At 63.5% G+C, this 16,463-nt stretch carries 16 protein-coding genes; 7 read left to right on the top strand and 9 right to left on the bottom strand.

What is annotated here, in order from left to right; translation table 11 throughout:
• Positions 1-10: 10 nt before the first annotated feature.
• From FJ941_RS02170 to hemP, 5 genes are read right to left on the bottom strand one after another with little or no spacing between them, the layout of a single operon-like run.
• Positions 11-802: a heme ABC transporter ATP-binding protein gene (locus tag FJ941_RS02170; protein ID WP_140502704.1), complete on the bottom strand. Its 792-nt coding sequence runs from the start codon at positions 800-802 to the stop codon at positions 11-13.
• A 24-nt stretch (positions 803-826) separates the two neighbouring features.
• Positions 827-1,927 carry an iron ABC transporter permease gene (locus FJ941_RS02165; protein WP_140502703.1) on the bottom strand — a complete coding sequence of 367 codons (1,101 nt, stop codon included), beginning with the start codon at positions 1,925-1,927 and terminating at the stop codon, positions 827-829.
• A gap of 5 nt (positions 1,928-1,932) precedes the next feature.
• Positions 1,933-2,841 carry a hemin ABC transporter substrate-binding protein gene (locus FJ941_RS02160; RefSeq protein ID WP_140502702.1) on the bottom strand — a complete coding sequence of 303 codons (909 nt, stop codon included), beginning with the start codon at positions 2,839-2,841 and terminating at the stop codon, positions 1,933-1,935.
• Between the two features lie 10 nt (positions 2,842-2,851).
• Positions 2,852-3,907, bottom strand: a complete 1,056-nt coding sequence (locus FJ941_RS02155; protein ID WP_140502700.1) for a hemin-degrading factor — start codon at positions 3,905-3,907, stop codon at positions 2,852-2,854.
• A 23-nt stretch (positions 3,908-3,930) separates the two neighbouring features.
• Positions 3,931-4,137 carry a hemin uptake protein HemP gene (hemP, locus tag FJ941_RS02150; protein WP_027051401.1) on the bottom strand — a complete coding sequence of 69 codons (207 nt, stop codon included), beginning with the start codon at positions 4,135-4,137 and terminating at the stop codon, positions 3,931-3,933.
• Between hemP and FJ941_RS29290 the strand changes: the two genes are divergently transcribed.
• The 5 genes from FJ941_RS29290 (at position 4,130) to FJ941_RS02130 (ending at position 8,410) form a co-directional block, all read left to right on the top strand.
• A complete protein-coding gene (locus FJ941_RS29290; protein WP_246673659.1) occupies positions 4,130-4,498 on the top strand; it encodes a hypothetical protein in 369 nt (122 codons plus the stop codon). The two genes, hemP and FJ941_RS29290, sit on opposite strands and share 8 nt — an antisense overlap.
• Entirely contained in the window at positions 4,389-6,527 is a 2,139-nt protein-coding gene (locus FJ941_RS02145) for a TonB-dependent hemoglobin/transferrin/lactoferrin family receptor (RefSeq protein WP_246673658.1), read from the top strand. The genes FJ941_RS29290 and FJ941_RS02145 overlap by 110 nt, the downstream gene beginning before the upstream one ends.
• A 2-nt stretch (positions 6,528-6,529) precedes the next feature.
• Complete coding sequence (locus tag FJ941_RS02140) at positions 6,530-6,967, top strand: hypothetical protein (protein ID WP_140502698.1); 438 nt, start codon at positions 6,530-6,532, stop codon at positions 6,965-6,967.
• A gap of 223 nt (positions 6,968-7,190) precedes the next feature.
• Positions 7,191-8,033 carry an energy transducer TonB gene (locus FJ941_RS02135; protein ID WP_246673657.1) on the top strand — a complete coding sequence of 281 codons (843 nt, stop codon included), beginning with the start codon at positions 7,191-7,193 and terminating at the stop codon, positions 8,031-8,033.
• Between the two features lie 62 nt (positions 8,034-8,095).
• On the top strand, positions 8,096-8,410 hold the full coding sequence (locus FJ941_RS02130) for an antibiotic biosynthesis monooxygenase (RefSeq protein ID WP_140502697.1): 315 nt from the start codon (positions 8,096-8,098) through the stop codon (positions 8,408-8,410).
• A gap of 12 nt (positions 8,411-8,422) precedes the next feature.
• Here FJ941_RS02130 and putA read toward each other — a convergent pair whose 3' ends face one another.
• A complete protein-coding gene (gene putA / locus FJ941_RS02125) occupies positions 8,423-12,031 on the bottom strand; it encodes a bifunctional proline dehydrogenase/L-glutamate gamma-semialdehyde dehydrogenase PutA (RefSeq protein WP_140502792.1) in 3,609 nt (1,202 codons plus the stop codon).
• A 162-nt stretch (positions 12,032-12,193) separates the two neighbouring features.
• Between putA and FJ941_RS02120 the strand changes: the two genes are divergently transcribed.
• The gene (locus FJ941_RS02120) at positions 12,194-12,646 is read left to right on the top strand and encodes an Lrp/AsnC ligand binding domain-containing protein (RefSeq protein ID WP_140502695.1); all 453 of its coding nucleotides are present in this window, start codon (positions 12,194-12,196) and stop codon (positions 12,644-12,646) included.
• A gap of 1 nt (position 12,647) precedes the next feature.
• Here the strand turns inward: FJ941_RS02120 and FJ941_RS02115 are convergent, their stop codons facing one another.
• Both FJ941_RS02115 and FJ941_RS02110 read right to left on the bottom strand, forming a co-directional pair.
• Positions 12,648-13,847 (bottom strand): cytochrome c peroxidase, encoded by a 1,200-nt coding sequence (locus FJ941_RS02115; protein WP_140502694.1) that lies wholly within the window; start codon positions 13,845-13,847, stop codon positions 12,648-12,650.
• Positions 13,848-13,854: 7 nt separating this feature from the next.
• Entirely contained in the window at positions 13,855-14,304 is a 450-nt protein-coding gene (locus FJ941_RS02110; RefSeq protein ID WP_140502693.1) for a FixH family protein, read from the bottom strand.
• Positions 14,305-14,455: 151 nt separating this feature from the next.
• Between FJ941_RS02110 and FJ941_RS02105 the strand changes: the two genes are divergently transcribed.
• The gene (locus FJ941_RS02105) at positions 14,456-15,379 is read left to right on the top strand and encodes a sugar kinase (protein WP_140502692.1); all 924 of its coding nucleotides are present in this window, start codon (positions 14,456-14,458) and stop codon (positions 15,377-15,379) included.
• A 5-nt stretch (positions 15,380-15,384) separates the two neighbouring features.
• On the opposite strand, the gene FJ941_RS02100 is transcribed toward FJ941_RS02105, so the two are convergent.
• Positions 15,385-16,407, bottom strand: a complete 1,023-nt coding sequence (locus FJ941_RS02100) for an aldose epimerase family protein (RefSeq protein WP_140502690.1) — start codon at positions 16,405-16,407, stop codon at positions 15,385-15,387.
• Positions 16,408-16,463 lie beyond the last annotated feature (56 nt).

The following is a 16,463-nucleotide window of genomic DNA, read 5'->3' as shown; positions in this document are numbered from 1 at the left end:
CGGCTGAATATCAGCTGACCGACGATTGCGGGAGCACGAACGGCATGTCGCTAGCCGGCAGCACGCCGACCTTGAGCCGGCAATCGAACACCTTTTCGATCAGCTCATCGCTTAGCACCTCCCGCGGCGAGCCGGTCGCGGCCAGCCGGCCGCGATGCATCACGAAGATGCGGTCGGCATACATGGCCGTCAGATTGAGGTCGTGCAGGATCGCGACCACGCCCCCGCCTCTTCTGGCGAAATCGCGGGCTATGTTCATGATGATCAGCTGATGCTTGATGTCGAGGCTGGAAACCGGTTCGTCGAGGAAGAGATAGCGCGGCCTGCCGTCGAGCACTGGCGCCCAGACCTGGCACAGCACGCGCGCAAGCTGGACGCGCTGCTGCTCACCACCCGAAAGTTCCTGGTAGAAACGCCCGGAAAAGCCATCGAGATCGACCCGCGCCAGCGCCCGCTCCGGCAGGCGTTCGTTCTCGCCAGGCAGCACCCCCGCGCAGCCACCGACCAGGCCAAGCCTGACGATCTCGCGCACCGTGAAGGGAAAGGACAAGGTCGTTGCCTGAGGCAACACCGCTCGCACCGTCGCAGCCTCGACCGGCTTCATCGTCGACAGCTCGCGACCGTTGATGACGATCCGTCCGGTATGGGCGAGATCCCCCGACATCGCCTTGAGAAAGGTCGTCTTGCCCGAGCCGTTGGGACCGACGATGGCCGAGATTTCACCCGGCCCGACTTCGAAATCGACATCAACGACAATACGCTTCTTGCCGATCGCCACAGAAACATCGCGCGCCTCGATCATGAAACACTCCAACAGGGTCCCAACTCACAGGTCGATCACGCCGCGCTTGCGCAACAGGATCCACAGGAAGAGCGGCGCGCCAGCGACGGCGGTGACGATACCGATCGGCAATTCGGCCGGCGCCACGATGGTGCGGGCGACGGCATCGGCGAGCAGCAATAGCGAGGCGCCGAGCAGCGCCGAGGCCGGCAGCAGGTAACGATTGTCCGGGCCGATCAGCAGGCGCAACAGATGCGGCACCACGATGCCGACGAAACCGATGCCGCCGCTGACGGCGACGGACGCCCCGACCGCCGCCGAGACACCAATGATGGCGGTGTATTTCAGCCGCTGCACCGGAATGCCGAGATGGCCGGCGGTCGCTTCGCCCAGCGCCAGCGCGTTAAGGCCGCGGCCCAGGAACGGCATCGCCGCCAGTGCCAGGACGATAATGGGCCCGACGGAAGCGATCTTGGCCCATGTCGCACCGCCGAGCGATCCCAGTGACCAGAAAGTCAGGTCGCGCAACTGGCGATCGTCGGCCATGAATATGAGGATTCCGGTCAGCGCCATGGCAAGTGCCGCCAGGGCTATGCCGGCGAGCAGCATGGTGGCGACCGAGGTTTGCCCGCGTCGCGTGGCGACCTCATAAAGCACCAGTGTGGTGGCGAGGCCGCCGAAAAACGCCGCAAGCGGCAGCGCGAGCGTTCCGAGCAAGGCGGTCGCCGGTACCAGCACGGTCCCGCCGAGCACGATGACGGCCACCGCGCCAAGGCTGGAGCCGGCTGAAACCCCGATCAGGCCGGGATCGGCGAGCGGATTGCGGAACAGCCCTTGCATGACGGCGCCGGAAACCGCGAGCGCCGCGCCCACCAGCATGCCGAGGATGACGCGCGGCAGGCGGATTTCGTAGACGATCAGACTGTCACGCGCGTTGAGGGCCGCATCGCCAGGGACGGTGCCAAAGAGCCAATCCCTGATGACGTTCACGGCGGATGCATCCGACGCCCCGGATGTGAGCGAAAGCAAGACGGCGATCGCCAGGCCCAAGAACAGCAAGAGGACGACGGCACGGGCGCGACCGGAACGATCGCCTTCGGATGCACCCATCGCCTTCATTGGACCGGCGATCGACTGGTCGGCCATGATGCTCAGTCCGTGACCTGTGCGCCATAAAGCGACACGGCGAGGTCGTGGATGGCGTCGGCCGTGCGTGGCCCGAAGCCGAGCAGATAGGCGCCATCGATGCGGATCAGCTTGCGCGCGGTGCCGGCCGGCGTCGAGGCTATGGATGGATTGCCGAACACTTCGTCGCCCGACACCGGCGGCCCGGCATTGCTCATCATCAGGATCACGTCCGGCCTGGCGGTGACGATCGCTTCGTCGGACATCTGCTTGTAACCGGAAAAGCCTTCCACCGCATTGACCCCGCCCGCCAGCTTGACCATGCCGTTGGCCGCGGTGTCGCTGCCGGCCGCCATGATCTTGCCGCCCTGCACCGAGAGCACGAACAGGACGCGCTTGCGCTCCTTGATCGATTCTGTCTGCTTTTTAGCGGCCGTGAGTTTGGCATCGAGCGCCTTGGCCAGCACCTCCGCCTTGGCCTCGACCCCGAGCGCCTTGCCGACAATGCGGACCTTCTGGAGGATGCCTTCGTGGTTGTACTGCTCGGGCACTTCGATGAAGGGAATGCTCGTCTTCTTCAGCACGTCGACGGCTTCCTTGGGGCCGCTGCCCTGCAATGCCAGTATGGCTGTCGGATTGACCGACAAGACGCCTTCCGGCGACAGCTGGCGCATGTAGCCGACATCGGGCAATTCGAGTGCCGCTTTCGGATAGAGGCTGCTGGAATCGCGCGCTACGAGACGCTTTTCCTCGCCAAGCGCATAGACGATTTCGGTGATGGAACCGCCAATGGCGGCGATCTTCGAAGGGTCGGCGAAGACCGAAACGCCTTCGGTGGCGCCGGCTGGTTGCATTGCCGCGAAAGCCAGGGAAAGGCCGATCGCGGAACCGATGATCGATCCGCGCAGGACGGATGGTCTCGAAACAGAACGCATTACACTTTCCTCAGGCTGCCGTCGGGCTTGGAATGCGCGGCAGGTGCTCGGCCAGGAAACGCCAGTCGTCGCGTTCGCCCTCGCCTTCATGGCGCTTACCGAAGAACTGGATAATCATGTCACCATTGGCGGCATAGACCTCGAGCGAGGTGACATGGCCGTCCTTGGTCGGCTTGCGCACCGCCCAGACCTCATGGATGTGGTCGATTCGCAGGTGCAGATGAAAGGTCTCGTCCAGCACATTGATCCACGGTCCCATCGTCTTGATCGACTTGACCGGGCCGGAATGGATCTGGATGCAGCCGCGGTTGCCCACGAAGCACATGATCGGCATCTCGCCTTCGGCGGCGTGATGGAACATGGCCCGGACCGCGTCATTGTCGAGCAGCCAGGCATAGTCCTGGCCGATCATGCGCACCGCCTGGCGGCGGCTGAGCTTCAACGTCTTCAGCATGCCGAAGAACTGGTGCACGTCCGTCAGCTGGCTCCAGCGGTCACGCAGATCGTCCAGGCTTGCGGTCCCTGCCTCGCTTTCCACATCGAGAACGGGCCGTGAAACGGCGGTTGTCGGCTCCTGGTTCGACGATTCCAGTGAGGCGACCAGCTTCTGGTAGGCATAGAGGCTGGAGGCCGGGCGCAGATGCACCTTGTGCACCGCCTCGCCGGCCGCATCGAAGAACTGCAGGCTGCGGCGAATGTCGTCGCCGTCCCGCTTCTCCACGGCGAAGCCATGCGCCCAGACTTTCGGGAAGATGCGCAGGTCGATGTTCTCGCCAAGCACCATGGCATTGTGGTTGCCGGTGACGGCCTTGTCATAGACCCCGATCTTCTCGTGCACCGCACTTTCGTTGCGGGTCAGCGCCATGACCTCGCCAACGGCCTCGAGACCGGTCAGGAGGTCATTGACGCGCGGTTCGATGCGGACGGCGCCGTCGCCGCAATGCGCGGCGACCAGCTCGGCCTCCGAAATGCCGAGCTGGGCGGCAAGGTCACGCTCGCGCGTTTTCGGATTCTCGGTCCGTGCCCGCCGGATTTCATGCGGAGCGGGTTTTACGCGCTGGTCCATGTCTTTACCCCTGATGCCTTGCCTTACTTGTTGAGAATGAGCTTGCCCTGGCGGGTGATCTTCAGCCGGTAGAGCGCTCCATGATGTTCGATGCCGATCTCGTGCTCGCCCTGAAACAGCGTGTTGCTGGACAGCGTTCGCACCGCCAGCGGAATCCGATCGAAACGGGCGGAGGCATCGTCCGAACGGCGGACGCGATAGCGAAAATCGTTGGGATTGTGCGTGTTCATCTGGGTCGATCCCTTTCCTGTGCCGGGCATCTGGCTAGGCGTTGCGAAATTGCCGATTCATTTCTTGACTCGAATAATCATGTTTACTAGTCAGTGCAATACCGGAGTAAATGAGTCAACATTTAAGATGCCGGATACGATCGAAAATGCCAGCAAGCCCCGGGCCAGCCAGCATGGAACCTGGAATTTGGAGTTGGGGCATGGGGTTGATGAATTGGGAATGGCGCGGCCGGTCGAAGGCGAACCGTGCAATGGCTTTGCTTGCAAGCGTGGCGGCGATCGCCCTATCCGCGCCATCGGCGCACGCGCAACAGGCGACGCAGCCGGCGAGCGAGCAGACCAGTCAATCGAAAAAGACTGATCAGGAAAAAGCAGCTCCCTCGGGCGCGACGCTGCTCGACAAGATCCTGGTGCTCAGCCGCACCGGCGAAACGGCGATCGAATCGCTGGCTTCGGCCAGCCACGTCGACCAGGAGCAACTCGACCGCCGCATGGCGACGACGCCAAACGAAATGCTGCTCGGCGTACCAGGTGTCGCCGCGCAGGCAGACGCCAGGCGCGTCAGCACCAGCATCAACATCCGAGGCCTGCAGGATTTCGGCCGCGTCGCTGTAATCGTCGATGGCGCGCGCCAGAATTTCCAGCGTTCCGACCACGGCACCCAGTCGACCTTCTACATCGATCCCGAACTGGTCAAATCCCTCGACGTGATCCGCGGTCCGGTCGCCAACACCTATGGTTCTGGCGCCATTGGCGGCGTCGTCTTCTTCGATACCAAGGATGCGCTGGATTTCCTCAACCCTGACGAAACCTGGGCAGGCTCCGTTACTGGACGCTACGAAAGCAACGGCAAGGGCTGGACATCAAGCGCATCCGGCGCCTATCGGATCAATCAGAACTGGGACGTGCTGGGCAACATCGTCTACCGCGACTACGACAACTACAAGGACGGCGACGGCGACACCGTCAATGGCACTGGTTTCGACGTGCTGAGCGGCCTGCTCAAGACCACCATCCGGCCGACCGAGAACAGTGAACTGAAGCTTGGCTGGGTCGGCTCTAGCGATGGCTGGAACGAGACCAGCGGCGGCCTCTCTGTGAATGATGTCGACCTGAAGTCGAACACCTTCACGGCCCGCTACAACATCACGGACGAAGACAAGAGCTGGCTCGATCTCCACATCAACACCTCCTACAACAAGACCAATCTCGACCTGACCAGTCTTGTGCCGCAGAACCGCTTCGATCCGGTGACCGGTCTTCCCGTGATGCTGCCGACAGGATCGCGGTCGACATTCGATGTCGGCACGACCGGCATCGATATCTGGAACACGTCACGGTTCGAGACGAGCGGCATCGCGCATGAACTGACCTATGGCGGTGACTGGGTCGGCGACAGCGTCAAGACGGGCGGCGCTGCCGGCGGCGACAGTTTCTACACCCCTTCTGGCAAGCGGAATGTGTCGGGCGCCTACGTCCAAGACAAGCTCAGCTGGGACTGGCTCGAAGTCATCGCCGGCCTGCGCTACGACAGCTATAGCCTGAAGGATGACACGCACGATATTTCCGGCGACAGGCTATCGCCGCGCGTCACGGTCGGTGTCTCGCCCTTCGAGAGCGCCGGGCTTGCCGGCCTGCAATTCTACGGCACCTACGCGGAAGGCTATCGCTCGCCGTCGATCACGGAAACGCTGATCAGCGGCAACCATCCGGCTGGCGTCAGCTTCCCGTTCCTGCCCAATCCAAATCTGCGGCCTGAAACCGGCAAGACGACCGAGTTCGGCGTCAACTACAAGCAGAACGACATCTTCGAGGCTGGCGACGCACTCCGTATCAAGGCGGCCTATTTCAACAACGATGTCGACGACTATATCGACGGCGTAACGCTGTCGCCGTTCGCTCCAGGCAGCGGCTGCCCCTTCGGCCCCGGCATCCCGATCTGCTTCCAGTATCAGAATTTCGCCAAGGCCAAGATCGACGGCCTCGAGCTGGAAGGTGTCTACGACGCGGCATGGGGCTATGCCGGCCTCTCGGCTACGATCACAAATGGCCACACGGTTTCCTACAAGGGTGTGGAAGCCGACCTCGCCACCATTCCTTCCTCTCAGGTCACCGCTCAGCTCGGCTTGCGCTTCCTCGAGGACAAGCTGACCGTCGGCGGCGAGGTACAGTATAACGGCAAGCCGAAGGGCAATGCGGTGGCCACGGACTACATACTGGTCAACGCGTTCGCCAGCTATCAGGCGACCGACAATCTGAAAGTCGATTTCCGTGCCGACAACCTGTTCGACGTCAAATACGCCAACCCGCTGAACGGTGGCACGACGGTCGCTGTCCATGAACCGGGCATCACGCTGAAGCTGGCCGCAACCATGCGATTTGGAGGCTGAGCATGACGAGCTTGACGACATCCCTTCGTCTGCTGACCTCGACGCTGGCGATGTCGCTTGCGATCGTTCCGGCGTGGGCTGAACAGTCCGCGCCGGTCCTGATCCTCGAACTCAATGCCGCGCAAGCTTCCGACAAGGGCTGCCGGCTGACCTTCCTGGTCAACAACAATCTCGGCGCCGACCTCACCAAGGCGGCGTTCGAGATCGCCCTGTTCAACGAGGCCGGGGTGGTCGACCGGCTGACGGTGCTCGACTTCAAGGATTTGCCATCGGGCGAGACAAAGGTGACGCGCTTTGACCTGGCCGGCACCGACTGCACCAAGGTCAGCCGTGTGCTGATCAACAGCGCGACGGAATGCGCCGGCACGGGCCTCGAACCGGCCGCCTGCTTGCGCAAGCTGAAGACGGACACCAGGACCGGAGTTGCTTTCGGCGTCTGATGTGGGACCAGAACTGCTGTTCGAGCCAGCCTATCTTGATTTGACAATGGCGCCTGGGCCGCTGCATTTTCCGCCGCGCGACATGCAGGAAATCAGTTCCTTCCCCACTGCCGGCGACGAGTTGGCCATCGTGCCGGCCGAGCCGCTTGCCCAGACGCGGCCGCCTGCCGGCACCGGCAAATGGCCGGCTGCGATCGTCGTCTCCTGCCTGCTCCACGCAGGCGTGGCGGCGGCCTTTTTTATATCGCCAACGGCAACGTTCGATCTCCAGGGCGGGGTGCAGTCGGAAGGCAGCGATCACTCAGGAGACAAGGTGGTCGGTAGCGCCCTGGACAAGGACCCGGCGGCGATGAATGTCACGCTGGTGCCGAATCCGCAGCCGGCCAAGCAGCAACCGGCAAAGGCAGCGGGGTCAATGCCACCGACACAACCTCCACGTCCCGCGCAGAAAGGCGCGAAGCCCCCTCCCGAGCCTCTGCCGGAACCTGTCAAGCTGCCGGCGGTCACGCCGGACATACTGGTGGCGGGGACGCCGCGTTCCGATGACCAGAGCGTGGCGCCTCCCAGAACTGAAATGCCGGCGCAACCGACCGTGCAGGCCGAGGACACCGAAACGCCTGCCTCGGTTCCAGAGCAGCCGCAGGTTCCCATCGCAAGGCCGAGCCCGGAAAGTGCTCCAGCAAATGCCGGCGAACCATACGAGAAGCGCGGCTCGGCTGACGGCCATGAAATCAAGGCGGCCATTGCCAGCAAAGGGAGAAAGCAAAGCGAGGCCGGCAACGCGGCGGCTTCCCGCTATAGCGGCGAAGTGGCCAGCAAGTTGGCTCGCGCCAATCGCCGTGTATCGAAATCCGCGCAAACGACAGCCCGCAACAACGCGATGGTGGCATTTGTCGTGCTTGCCGATGGCAACGTTGCCGATTTGCAACTTGCCAAGAGCTCCGGCTCGCCGGAGCTTGATCAATTCGCATTGGAGCTGGTGCGAAAACAGGCGCCATTCCCGCCAATCCCGCCCGAGACCGGGATGTCGAGCTGGCGCTTCAAGGCGCCAATCGGTCCGTTCTGAGCCGTAGCCATTCACTCAAGCCATCAATCATCAACGTTCGAGACCTGCTGAAAGGAACCCCCATGTATATCGCCATGAACCGCTTCAAGGTGCAGACCGGCTCCGAGGCCGAGTTCGAAGCCGTGTGGAAGAACCGCGATTCCAGCCTTGCCGAGATGAAAGGCTTCCGCGAGTTCCATCTGCTGCACGGTCCGGTCAACGAGGCCGAAGGCTACACGCTTTTTGCCTCGCATACGGTCTGGGCCAGCCATGACGATTTCGTCGCCTGGACCAAGTCGGAGAATTTTCGCGCCGCCCACCGCAATGTCGGCACGACAAAAGTCCACTATCTCGGCCACCCGCAATTCGAGGGCTTTTCCGTTGTCGAAGGCGCGTAAGTATCGACCAGTCTATGCAGCGGCCAACAGGCTGGCATTGCCGCCCGCTGCCGTCGTGTCGACGCAAACCGCCCGCTCATGCGCATAGGCCGCCGGATTGAGCACCTCGCTGACCAGCGGCACGATCGGCCCGCTGCGCTCGGCGATGACCTTGCGCACGATGCGCGCCGCCTCGGGCGTGCCTGAAAAAGCAACGACATCGACGCGCAGCGAGCGCGCCTCGACCGGATCGGGGCGGCCATCGATGGCCGCCAGCGGCAGGCCTTTCCCCGTCAATGCGGAGAGGGTAGCCGGGGCACCTGGCGCCACCGCCAGCACCGCATTGCCGGCGGCGAGCGCCTGGATGGTCTGGGCTAGCAGCGTGTCGGCGTCCGGCCCCAGACACAGCACCCGGCCGCGCGGCGACAGCGACAGCGTGTTGGCCTCGCCGGTCGGGCCAGGCAAATCGACCTGGCCGAAATCGATGTTGGCGGCGGCACCGATCGCGGCCGCGCCCTTGCCACGCAGATGCTTCCTCAGGATGGCGATCCGGTCCGGCCGCGTCGACCAGCCGCCAAGTGCCGGATCGGGCAGATTGTCGGCAAGCTCGGTCGCCGTAACCTTGTGGCCTTCGCCAACTTCCGTGCCTGCTTCCGGCCCCTTGCGGAAGCGCCTGACATAGTACGGGCCGCCTGCCTTCGGCCCGGTGCCGGAGAGGCCCTCGCCGCCAAATGGCTGCGAACCGACGACGGCGCCGATCTGGTTGCGGTTGACATAGATGTTGCCGGCATGGATGCCGTCGACGAAATGCTGCACACGCCCCTCGATGCGGGTGTGCAGACCGAAGGTCAGGCCATAACCCTTGCGGTTGATGGCGGCGATGACGCTGTCGATCTGATCGGCGTCGAAACTGGCGACGTGCAGCACCGGCCCGAACACCTCGCGCTCCATCTCCTCGATGCCCTTGACCCGGAAGACATGCGGCGCGACGAAGCGGCCGTCCTTGGGGGCTTCCAGTTTGGCGATCAGCCGCCCTTGCAGCCCCATCGTCGTGCAATAATCGCGGATCGAGGCCTGCGCCTCGTTGTCGATGACCGGCCCAATGTCGGTCGAGATCAGCCAGGGATCGCCGATATTGAGCGCCTCCATGGCGCCCTTCAGCATCTCCAGCATCTTCTTCTCGACGTCTTTCTGCACATAGAGCACGCGCAGCGCCGAGCAGCGCTGGCCGGCACTCTGGAAGGCCGACGCCAGGATATCGCGCACCGCCTGTTCGGGCAGCGCGGTAGAATCGACGATCATGGCATTGAGACCACCGGTCTCGGCGATCAGCATGGCGTCCGGCACCGCGGTCTCGGCCAGTTGTTTTTCGATCAGCTTGGCAACCTCGGTCGACCCGGTGAAGCAGACGCCGGCAATACGCGGATCTGCAGTCAGCGGGCCACCGACCGATGGGCCGTCGCCGGGCAGGAGCTGGATGACGTCCTCCGGCACACCGGCCTCGCGCAGCATCTCGACGGCGCGGAAGGCGATCAGCGGCGTCTGCTCAGCCGGTTTGGCGATCACCGAATTGCCGGTGACGAGTGCTGCCGCGACTTGGCCGGTGAAGATGGCGAGCGGGAAATTCCATGGCGAAATGCAGACAATGGCGCCGCGCGCTTGCGTGCCCGCCTCGGCATTCGCCGCCTCGGTGGCGTAATAGCGCAGGAAGTCCACGGCCTCGCGCACCTCGGCGACGCCGTCTGCCAACGATTTGCCGGCTTCGCGCGTAGCGAGCGCAAAGAACTCGACGGCATTGGCCTCGTAAAGGTCAGCCGCGCGGTTGAGGATGCCGGCACGCTCGGCGACCGGCCGTTTTGCCCAGGCCGGCTGCGCCTCCACCGCGATGCGCACGGCGGTCGCGACTTGCTTGGCGGCGGCCTCGTGAACCATGCCGACGACCTCGGAAGGTTTTGCCGGATTGACGATCGGGCGCTGCTTGCCGTAGCCGGCGGCGCGCGTGATCGGCTTGGCGTGCCAGCGATCGGGACCCGCGAATGCCGCTTTGGCCTGGTCGATAGCAGCCAGCGTCATCGCATCGGTAATGTCGAACCCTTTCGAGTTGCGACGGCCCGCGCCAAATATCTGGGAAGGCCGGGCAATCGCCGGATTGGCGGCGGTACCCTGGCGTTCGACCGTTTCCAATGGATCACGCGCGATGTCCTCCGGCTTGACGTCCTCATCGGTCAGCTGATGCACGAAGGAGGAATTCGCCCCGTTCTCCAGCAGTCGACGGACCAGATAGGCAAGCAGGTCCGAATGCGCGCCGACCGGCGCGTAAATGCGGCAACGCGTGCCCTCCGACCGGCGCACGGTTTCGTGCAAGGCCTCGCCCATACCGTGCAGGCGCTGGAATTCGAAGGTGTCGCGGTTGTCCGCCATCGACAGAATGGCGGCGACGGTGTGGGCATTGTGGGTGGCGAATTGCGGATAGATTCGGTCGGTCATCCCAAGCAGTTTTTTCGCGCATGCGATGTAGGAAACGTCGGTGTTGGCCTTGCGCGTGAACACCGGATAGCCTGACAGTCCGAGCGTCTGCGCACGCTTGATCTCGGTGTCCCAATAAGCGCCCTTGACCAGCCGAACCATGATGTTGCGATTGTTTTTTTTGGCCAGCGCATAGAGCCAGTCGACGGTGAAAGCCGCGCGCGGGCCATAGGCCTGCACGACGACGCCAAAACCATTCCAGCCGGCGAGTTCCGGCTCTGCCAGCACCCGCTCGATGACGTCGAGCGACAGATCCAGACGATCCGCTTCCTCGGCATCGATGTTGAGGCCCATCCGCGAATACCGTGCGGCCAGAGCCAGCGACAACAGCCGCTCGGCCATCACAGGCAGCATCTTTTCCTTCTGCGCCACCTCGTAGCGAGGATGCAGCGCGGAGAGCTTGACCGAAATGCCGTGGTTGTACCGGATATCTGGCCCGTTCGAGCCGGCATCGAGCGAGGAAATGGCGTCGGCATAGGCCTTGTGGTAGCGCAAGGCGTCGGCCTCGGTGCGAGCCGCTTCGCCCAGCATGTCGAAGGAATAGAGATAACCCTTCTGGGTCATCGGCCGGCCGCGCTTGACGGCTTCCGCGATCGTGCGGCCAAGCACGAATTGTTCGCCCATCTCGCGCATGGCGGCGGCCACCGCCTTGCGGATAACGGGTTCGCCCAGCCTTCGCACCATCGAGCGCAGCGTGCCTTCGATGCCCCCCTCGCCTTCGTCGAGCACCCGGCCGGTCAGCATCAATGCCCAGGTCGAGGCATTGACGAAAATGGAACTCGAACCACCGGAATGCGCCGACCAGTCGTGCGGCGCGATCTTGTCGGCGATGAGATCGTCCATCGTCTCGGTGTCGGGCACGCGCAACAGCGCCTCGGCCAGGCACATCAGCGCCACGCCTTCCTTGGTGGAGAGACCGTAGGCGGAGAGGAAGACCTCCATCAGCCGGGGATCGGTGGAGCCCCGTACCGCCCGCACCAGGTCGGCCGCGCGCGCCGAGATCGCCTTGCGGTGTCCGGCAGAAAGCCCGGTCGCCTCGGCCAATCGCTTAACCGCTGCGTCTTCGTCGGGCAAATAATTGGCACGGATCTGCTGGCGGATGGCGTCGAGCGGCATGGCGGTCCTATGAGCAAGCATAAGGGAGCGGCCGGCGGTCACCGGACCGAATGGCGCAAGCTAGCACAAGTGCCAGATTTCAGGCGGTCTGAAAAAATCGACACGGCAGCTCAATCGGACTTATCATGCTGCTGAAAATTGCTGATTCAGGCTGCGGTTTCGATGACAGAAGACCAATTAGACCGCATCGACAGGAACATCCTGTCGGCATTGGCCAGCAACGGCCGGCTTTCCATGTCGGAACTGGCCGCCAGAGTCGGCTTGTCGAAGACACCGGTGCAGGCGCGGGTGAAGCGGCTGGAGAAGGACGGCTATATCAGGGGATACCAGGCGATCATCGACCGCGAACGCATGGGCGAAGGCCATGTCGCCTTCGTCCAGGTGAAATTGTCGGACACCCGATCCGCCGCGCTCGATGCCTTCAACCGGTCCGTACAGGCCGTGCCGGAGATCGAGCAGTGCCACATGATGGCGTCGAGCTTCGACTATCTCCTGAAGGTCCGCACCCGCGACATCGCCGCCTACCGCCGCGTGCTCGGCGAGCGCATCTCGGCCCTGCCCCACGTCGCCCAGACCTCGACCTTCGTGGCGATGGAAACGGTGAAGGATAGGTAACCTATTCCGACAACGTCTTCAGGAACGCCACCAGTGCGGCGCGCTCGTGGTCGGACAGCTCAAGCGGGTGAATTTCAGAGGTGCCCTCAACACTTCCTGCTGCTTTGGCGTAGTGCGCCACAACCTCGTCGAGCGATGAAAACTGCCCGGCATGCATGTAAGGCGGACGCGTCGCCGCACCGCGCAGCGACGGCGTCTTGTAGGCGCGCACAAGTTCCGGCGCATCCTTGACCATGAAGCGCAGTTCGCCGCAGGCACTGGCGTCGCCATCGCGATAAGCGCCGAAGCAGTTGAACGGGTCGGCCTCGACTTGGGCCACCGCATCGGCGCGCCCACGATCCGCCGGCAGGCCGGCAACAGGCGGCACGCCCGTGTTGTGAAAACCGTTGTCGCTCAAGCGCGGGCCGTTGTGGCAGGTCACGCAATTGGCCTTGCCGATGAACAGTTTCAGCCCAAGGATTTCTTCTTGCGAAAAGGCCGCATCGCCTTTCGGCTCGGCACCTGTGGCAAGGTCCAGTGCAAAGCGGTCGAAGCGCGTCGGCGACGGCTCGATCGAGCGTTCGAAAGCGGCGATCGCCTTGCCTATATTGGCGTAGACGCGGTTCACCGCATCACGCTGCGCGCCGCTCATCGCGTTCCAGGCTGTCCTTTCGGCATCGCTTCCGAGCGGGCTGGCATTCGGCGGAATGCCGGACAAATCAGGCAATGGCCCGAAGATCCGCTCATAGCGTTCGCCGAAGCGTGTCTTCATGTAACGCGCATAGGCGGTGCGGTTTCCAGCCTGTTCCAACGGGTTTTCGAGGGGGGTCAGCGCCTGCGCCCACAAGCTATCGCGACGTCCGTCCCAGAAGAACCAGGGGTCGCGCGCCACACCGGCCAGTGGCATGGTGCGCCGGTTGGTGCGCCCAACGCCGACCGCCTGCGGCAGGTCGTCCTGGAACTGGCGATCGATCTTGTGGCAGGTCGAGCAGGACACCGTACCGTCGCGGCTCATCCCGACGTCGAAGAACAGCGTCGAGCCAAGTGCGGCGGCGGCTGGCACATCCGCAAAGCGATTGGTGGTGTCCGGCTTCAGCGCTGGCAGTGTGTTCAATGCCAGCGAAGCAATCATTTTCTTCTCGGCATCGGAAAAATCCGGCTTGCCGCAACCGGCAAGGATGGCCGCCACCGTCAGCGCAAAAAAGCAGAAAAAGCGCCTCATCGACCGCTCACAGCACCACGTTGAACAGCACAGTGTCGGAGCCCGCGCCGGACGATATGGCGAAACGCAGTTGCCACCAGCCGCTCATGGTGAATTTCACCCCTTCGATGCGGTAGCGTCCCTCGCCCAGATAATCGGTCGCCTGCGGGCTGGTCGGCAGACCGTGATTGTGTTGCGGCATGCCGCCGGAGATGGTGATCGCGGCTCGCTCCACCGAAGCCCCTGTCTTTGTCTTCAGCGTCAGCAGCCAGGATTCCAGCTCGCCCTGCCGCACCACGCCGCGTTCCGGCACGAAACTCGCTACGTACAATCCATTGTCGGTTTTCTTGGTCCGCGAGACATCCGGGCCGACGGGCTGTGCCGAATGCGGCGCCGTCAGATAGACGGCCGCGAGAACGCCGACCAGCAAAGCAGCCAGACCAAGACCTGCCAGGAAATAACGCCATAATGATGCCAAACCGGTTCCTCTTCTGCGGATAACGTTCTGCCGGGCGGATCGCATCCCGCCAGCCTGTGGGAAAACGCTGTGGCGGAAAAAAGCCTGCTTGCCAAGCATGGCGCTGCGTCCGCCAAAAAGCTACAGCACCGAAATCACTGGAGGATTGCAGATGGTGGGAAACGGCGTCGCCTCGATCGGCGAATGCATGCTCGAACTGTCGGGACAGACCGGCCCGAACTGGCGCATGGGCTTTGCCGGCGACACGTTCAACACGCTGTGGGCGCTGCATGCGCTGAGCGCTGACCGGCCGGCAACATATGTCTCGGCCTTCGGCGACGACCCCTTCTCACAGGGCCAGATCGCCTTCTTCGCAGAAAACGGCATCGGCATCGGCTCCAGCCCGGTCGTACCGGGCGCGCGCCCCGGCCTCTATGCGATCACGCTGACCGGCGCCGAGCGCTCCTTCACTTACTGGCGCGGCGACGCCGCCGCCAAGCAGCTCGCGTCGGATCCAGCGGCGTTGTCGAAAAACCTGGAAAATCAGGCGCTTGTGTATTTTTCCGGAATCACTTTGGCAATTCTCGACGAGGCCTCGCGCAAGGCACTGCTGGTTGCCGTGGCTAAGGCACGCTCGGCGGGCTCGCTGATCGCCTTTGATCCGAATTATCGGCCACGGCTCTGGCGCCGCCGCGAGGATTCGCAGGCAGCGATCGTCGAAGCGCTCGCCGTCACCGACATTGCATTGCCGACTTTCCCGGACGAACAGATGCTGTTCGGCGATGACACACCGCAGGCGACCGCTGATCGCCTCGGTCAATTGGTCAAGGAGGTCGTGGTCAAGAACGGCGAAGCGCCGGCGTTGATTGCCGAGGGTGGAGCGCTGCGGGAGGTCGCCGCAATCCATGTCGCGGAGCCCGTGGATACGACAGGTGCCGGGGATTCCTTCAACGGCGGCTATCTCGCCGCACGGCTTGCCGGGTTTGGTCCGACGGACGCTGTCCGCCACGCGCACCGCGTTGCCGCTGCCGTGGTGCAGGTCCGCGGGGCGCTGGCGTCGTTCGAGACGCTACGAGCGGCGTTCGACAAGCCCTGAAAAAGCTAACTCTGCCGGAAGCGATATTCGGTCACGTGGTGGTAGATCGCGCCCGGCCATAGCGTCGCCTGCGGGAAATAAGGCCGGTTCGGCGCGTCCGGCCATATTTGCGGCTCCAGGCAGAAGCCGCTGAAGGCCTTGTAATTCCGTCCTTCCAGACCGATGCGCGGCGTCACATATTGCCCGGTGTAGAGCTGGACACCGGGCTCCGTGGTCCAGACTTCCATCTCGACGCCGGAATTCGCTCCTTGCACCCACGCTGCCTGCTTGAGCGGCCCGCGCGCCGCGGCCAGGCAGAAATTCTGGTCGTAGGGCAGCTGTTCGCCCTCGGTCTCCATGCGCAGCGGCCGCGCCTGACGAAAATCGAAGGGCGTGCCGTCGACCGGCTTGACCACGCCGGTCGGGATCATGTCGCCGTCGACAGGCAGATAGGCGCCGGCGTTCAGCATCATCCTGTGGTCGAGAATGTCGCCCGTGCCGCCATCATCAAGGTTGAAGTAGGAATGCTGGGTGAGATTGCACGGCGTCGGCTCCTCGCAGGTCGCCGTCAGTTCGACGCTGAGCGTGCCGGGAATTTTCAGCCGGTAAGTGCAGGTAACGTCGAGCGCGCCGGGAAAGCCCATCGCGCCATCGGGATCGTGCAATGTCAGCGTGACGAAGTCCCTGCCATGCAGTGAAACCGCCCATGGACGGTGCGAGTAGCCTTGCGAGCCGCCATGCAGCGTATGCTTGTCCAGGAAGTTGCGCTCGGTCTGGTAGCGGTTGCCGCCAATTGTGAAGCGGCCGTCGCCGATGCGGTTGGCGTAGCGCCCAACCACTGCCCCGAAGAAGCCGGTGTCGGTCTCATAGGCCTCCAGATTGTTGTAGCCGAGGACCAGCGGCGCGTCGTGCCCGATCAGCCGCAGGTCCTGGACGATGGCGCCAAGCCCGATGACGTTGGCGCTGAGGCCGCCGCCCCTGATCGTAAAGCGGCGGATCGGTTCGCCTGCCTGCGTCGTGCCGAAAACCTCGCCGTCCTTCATCATCATGCCCGCAAATGCCAGTGGATCCAAAGGACTTCGGCTGGTTGTTCAGCCTGGGGCAG

The sequence above is a fragment of the Mesorhizobium sp. B2-3-13 genome (assembly GCF_006442195.1).
Taxonomy (GTDB): Bacteria; Pseudomonadota; Alphaproteobacteria; order Rhizobiales; family Rhizobiaceae; genus Mesorhizobium; species Mesorhizobium salmacidum.
This window is presented reverse-complemented; position numbering and strand designations above follow the sequence as displayed.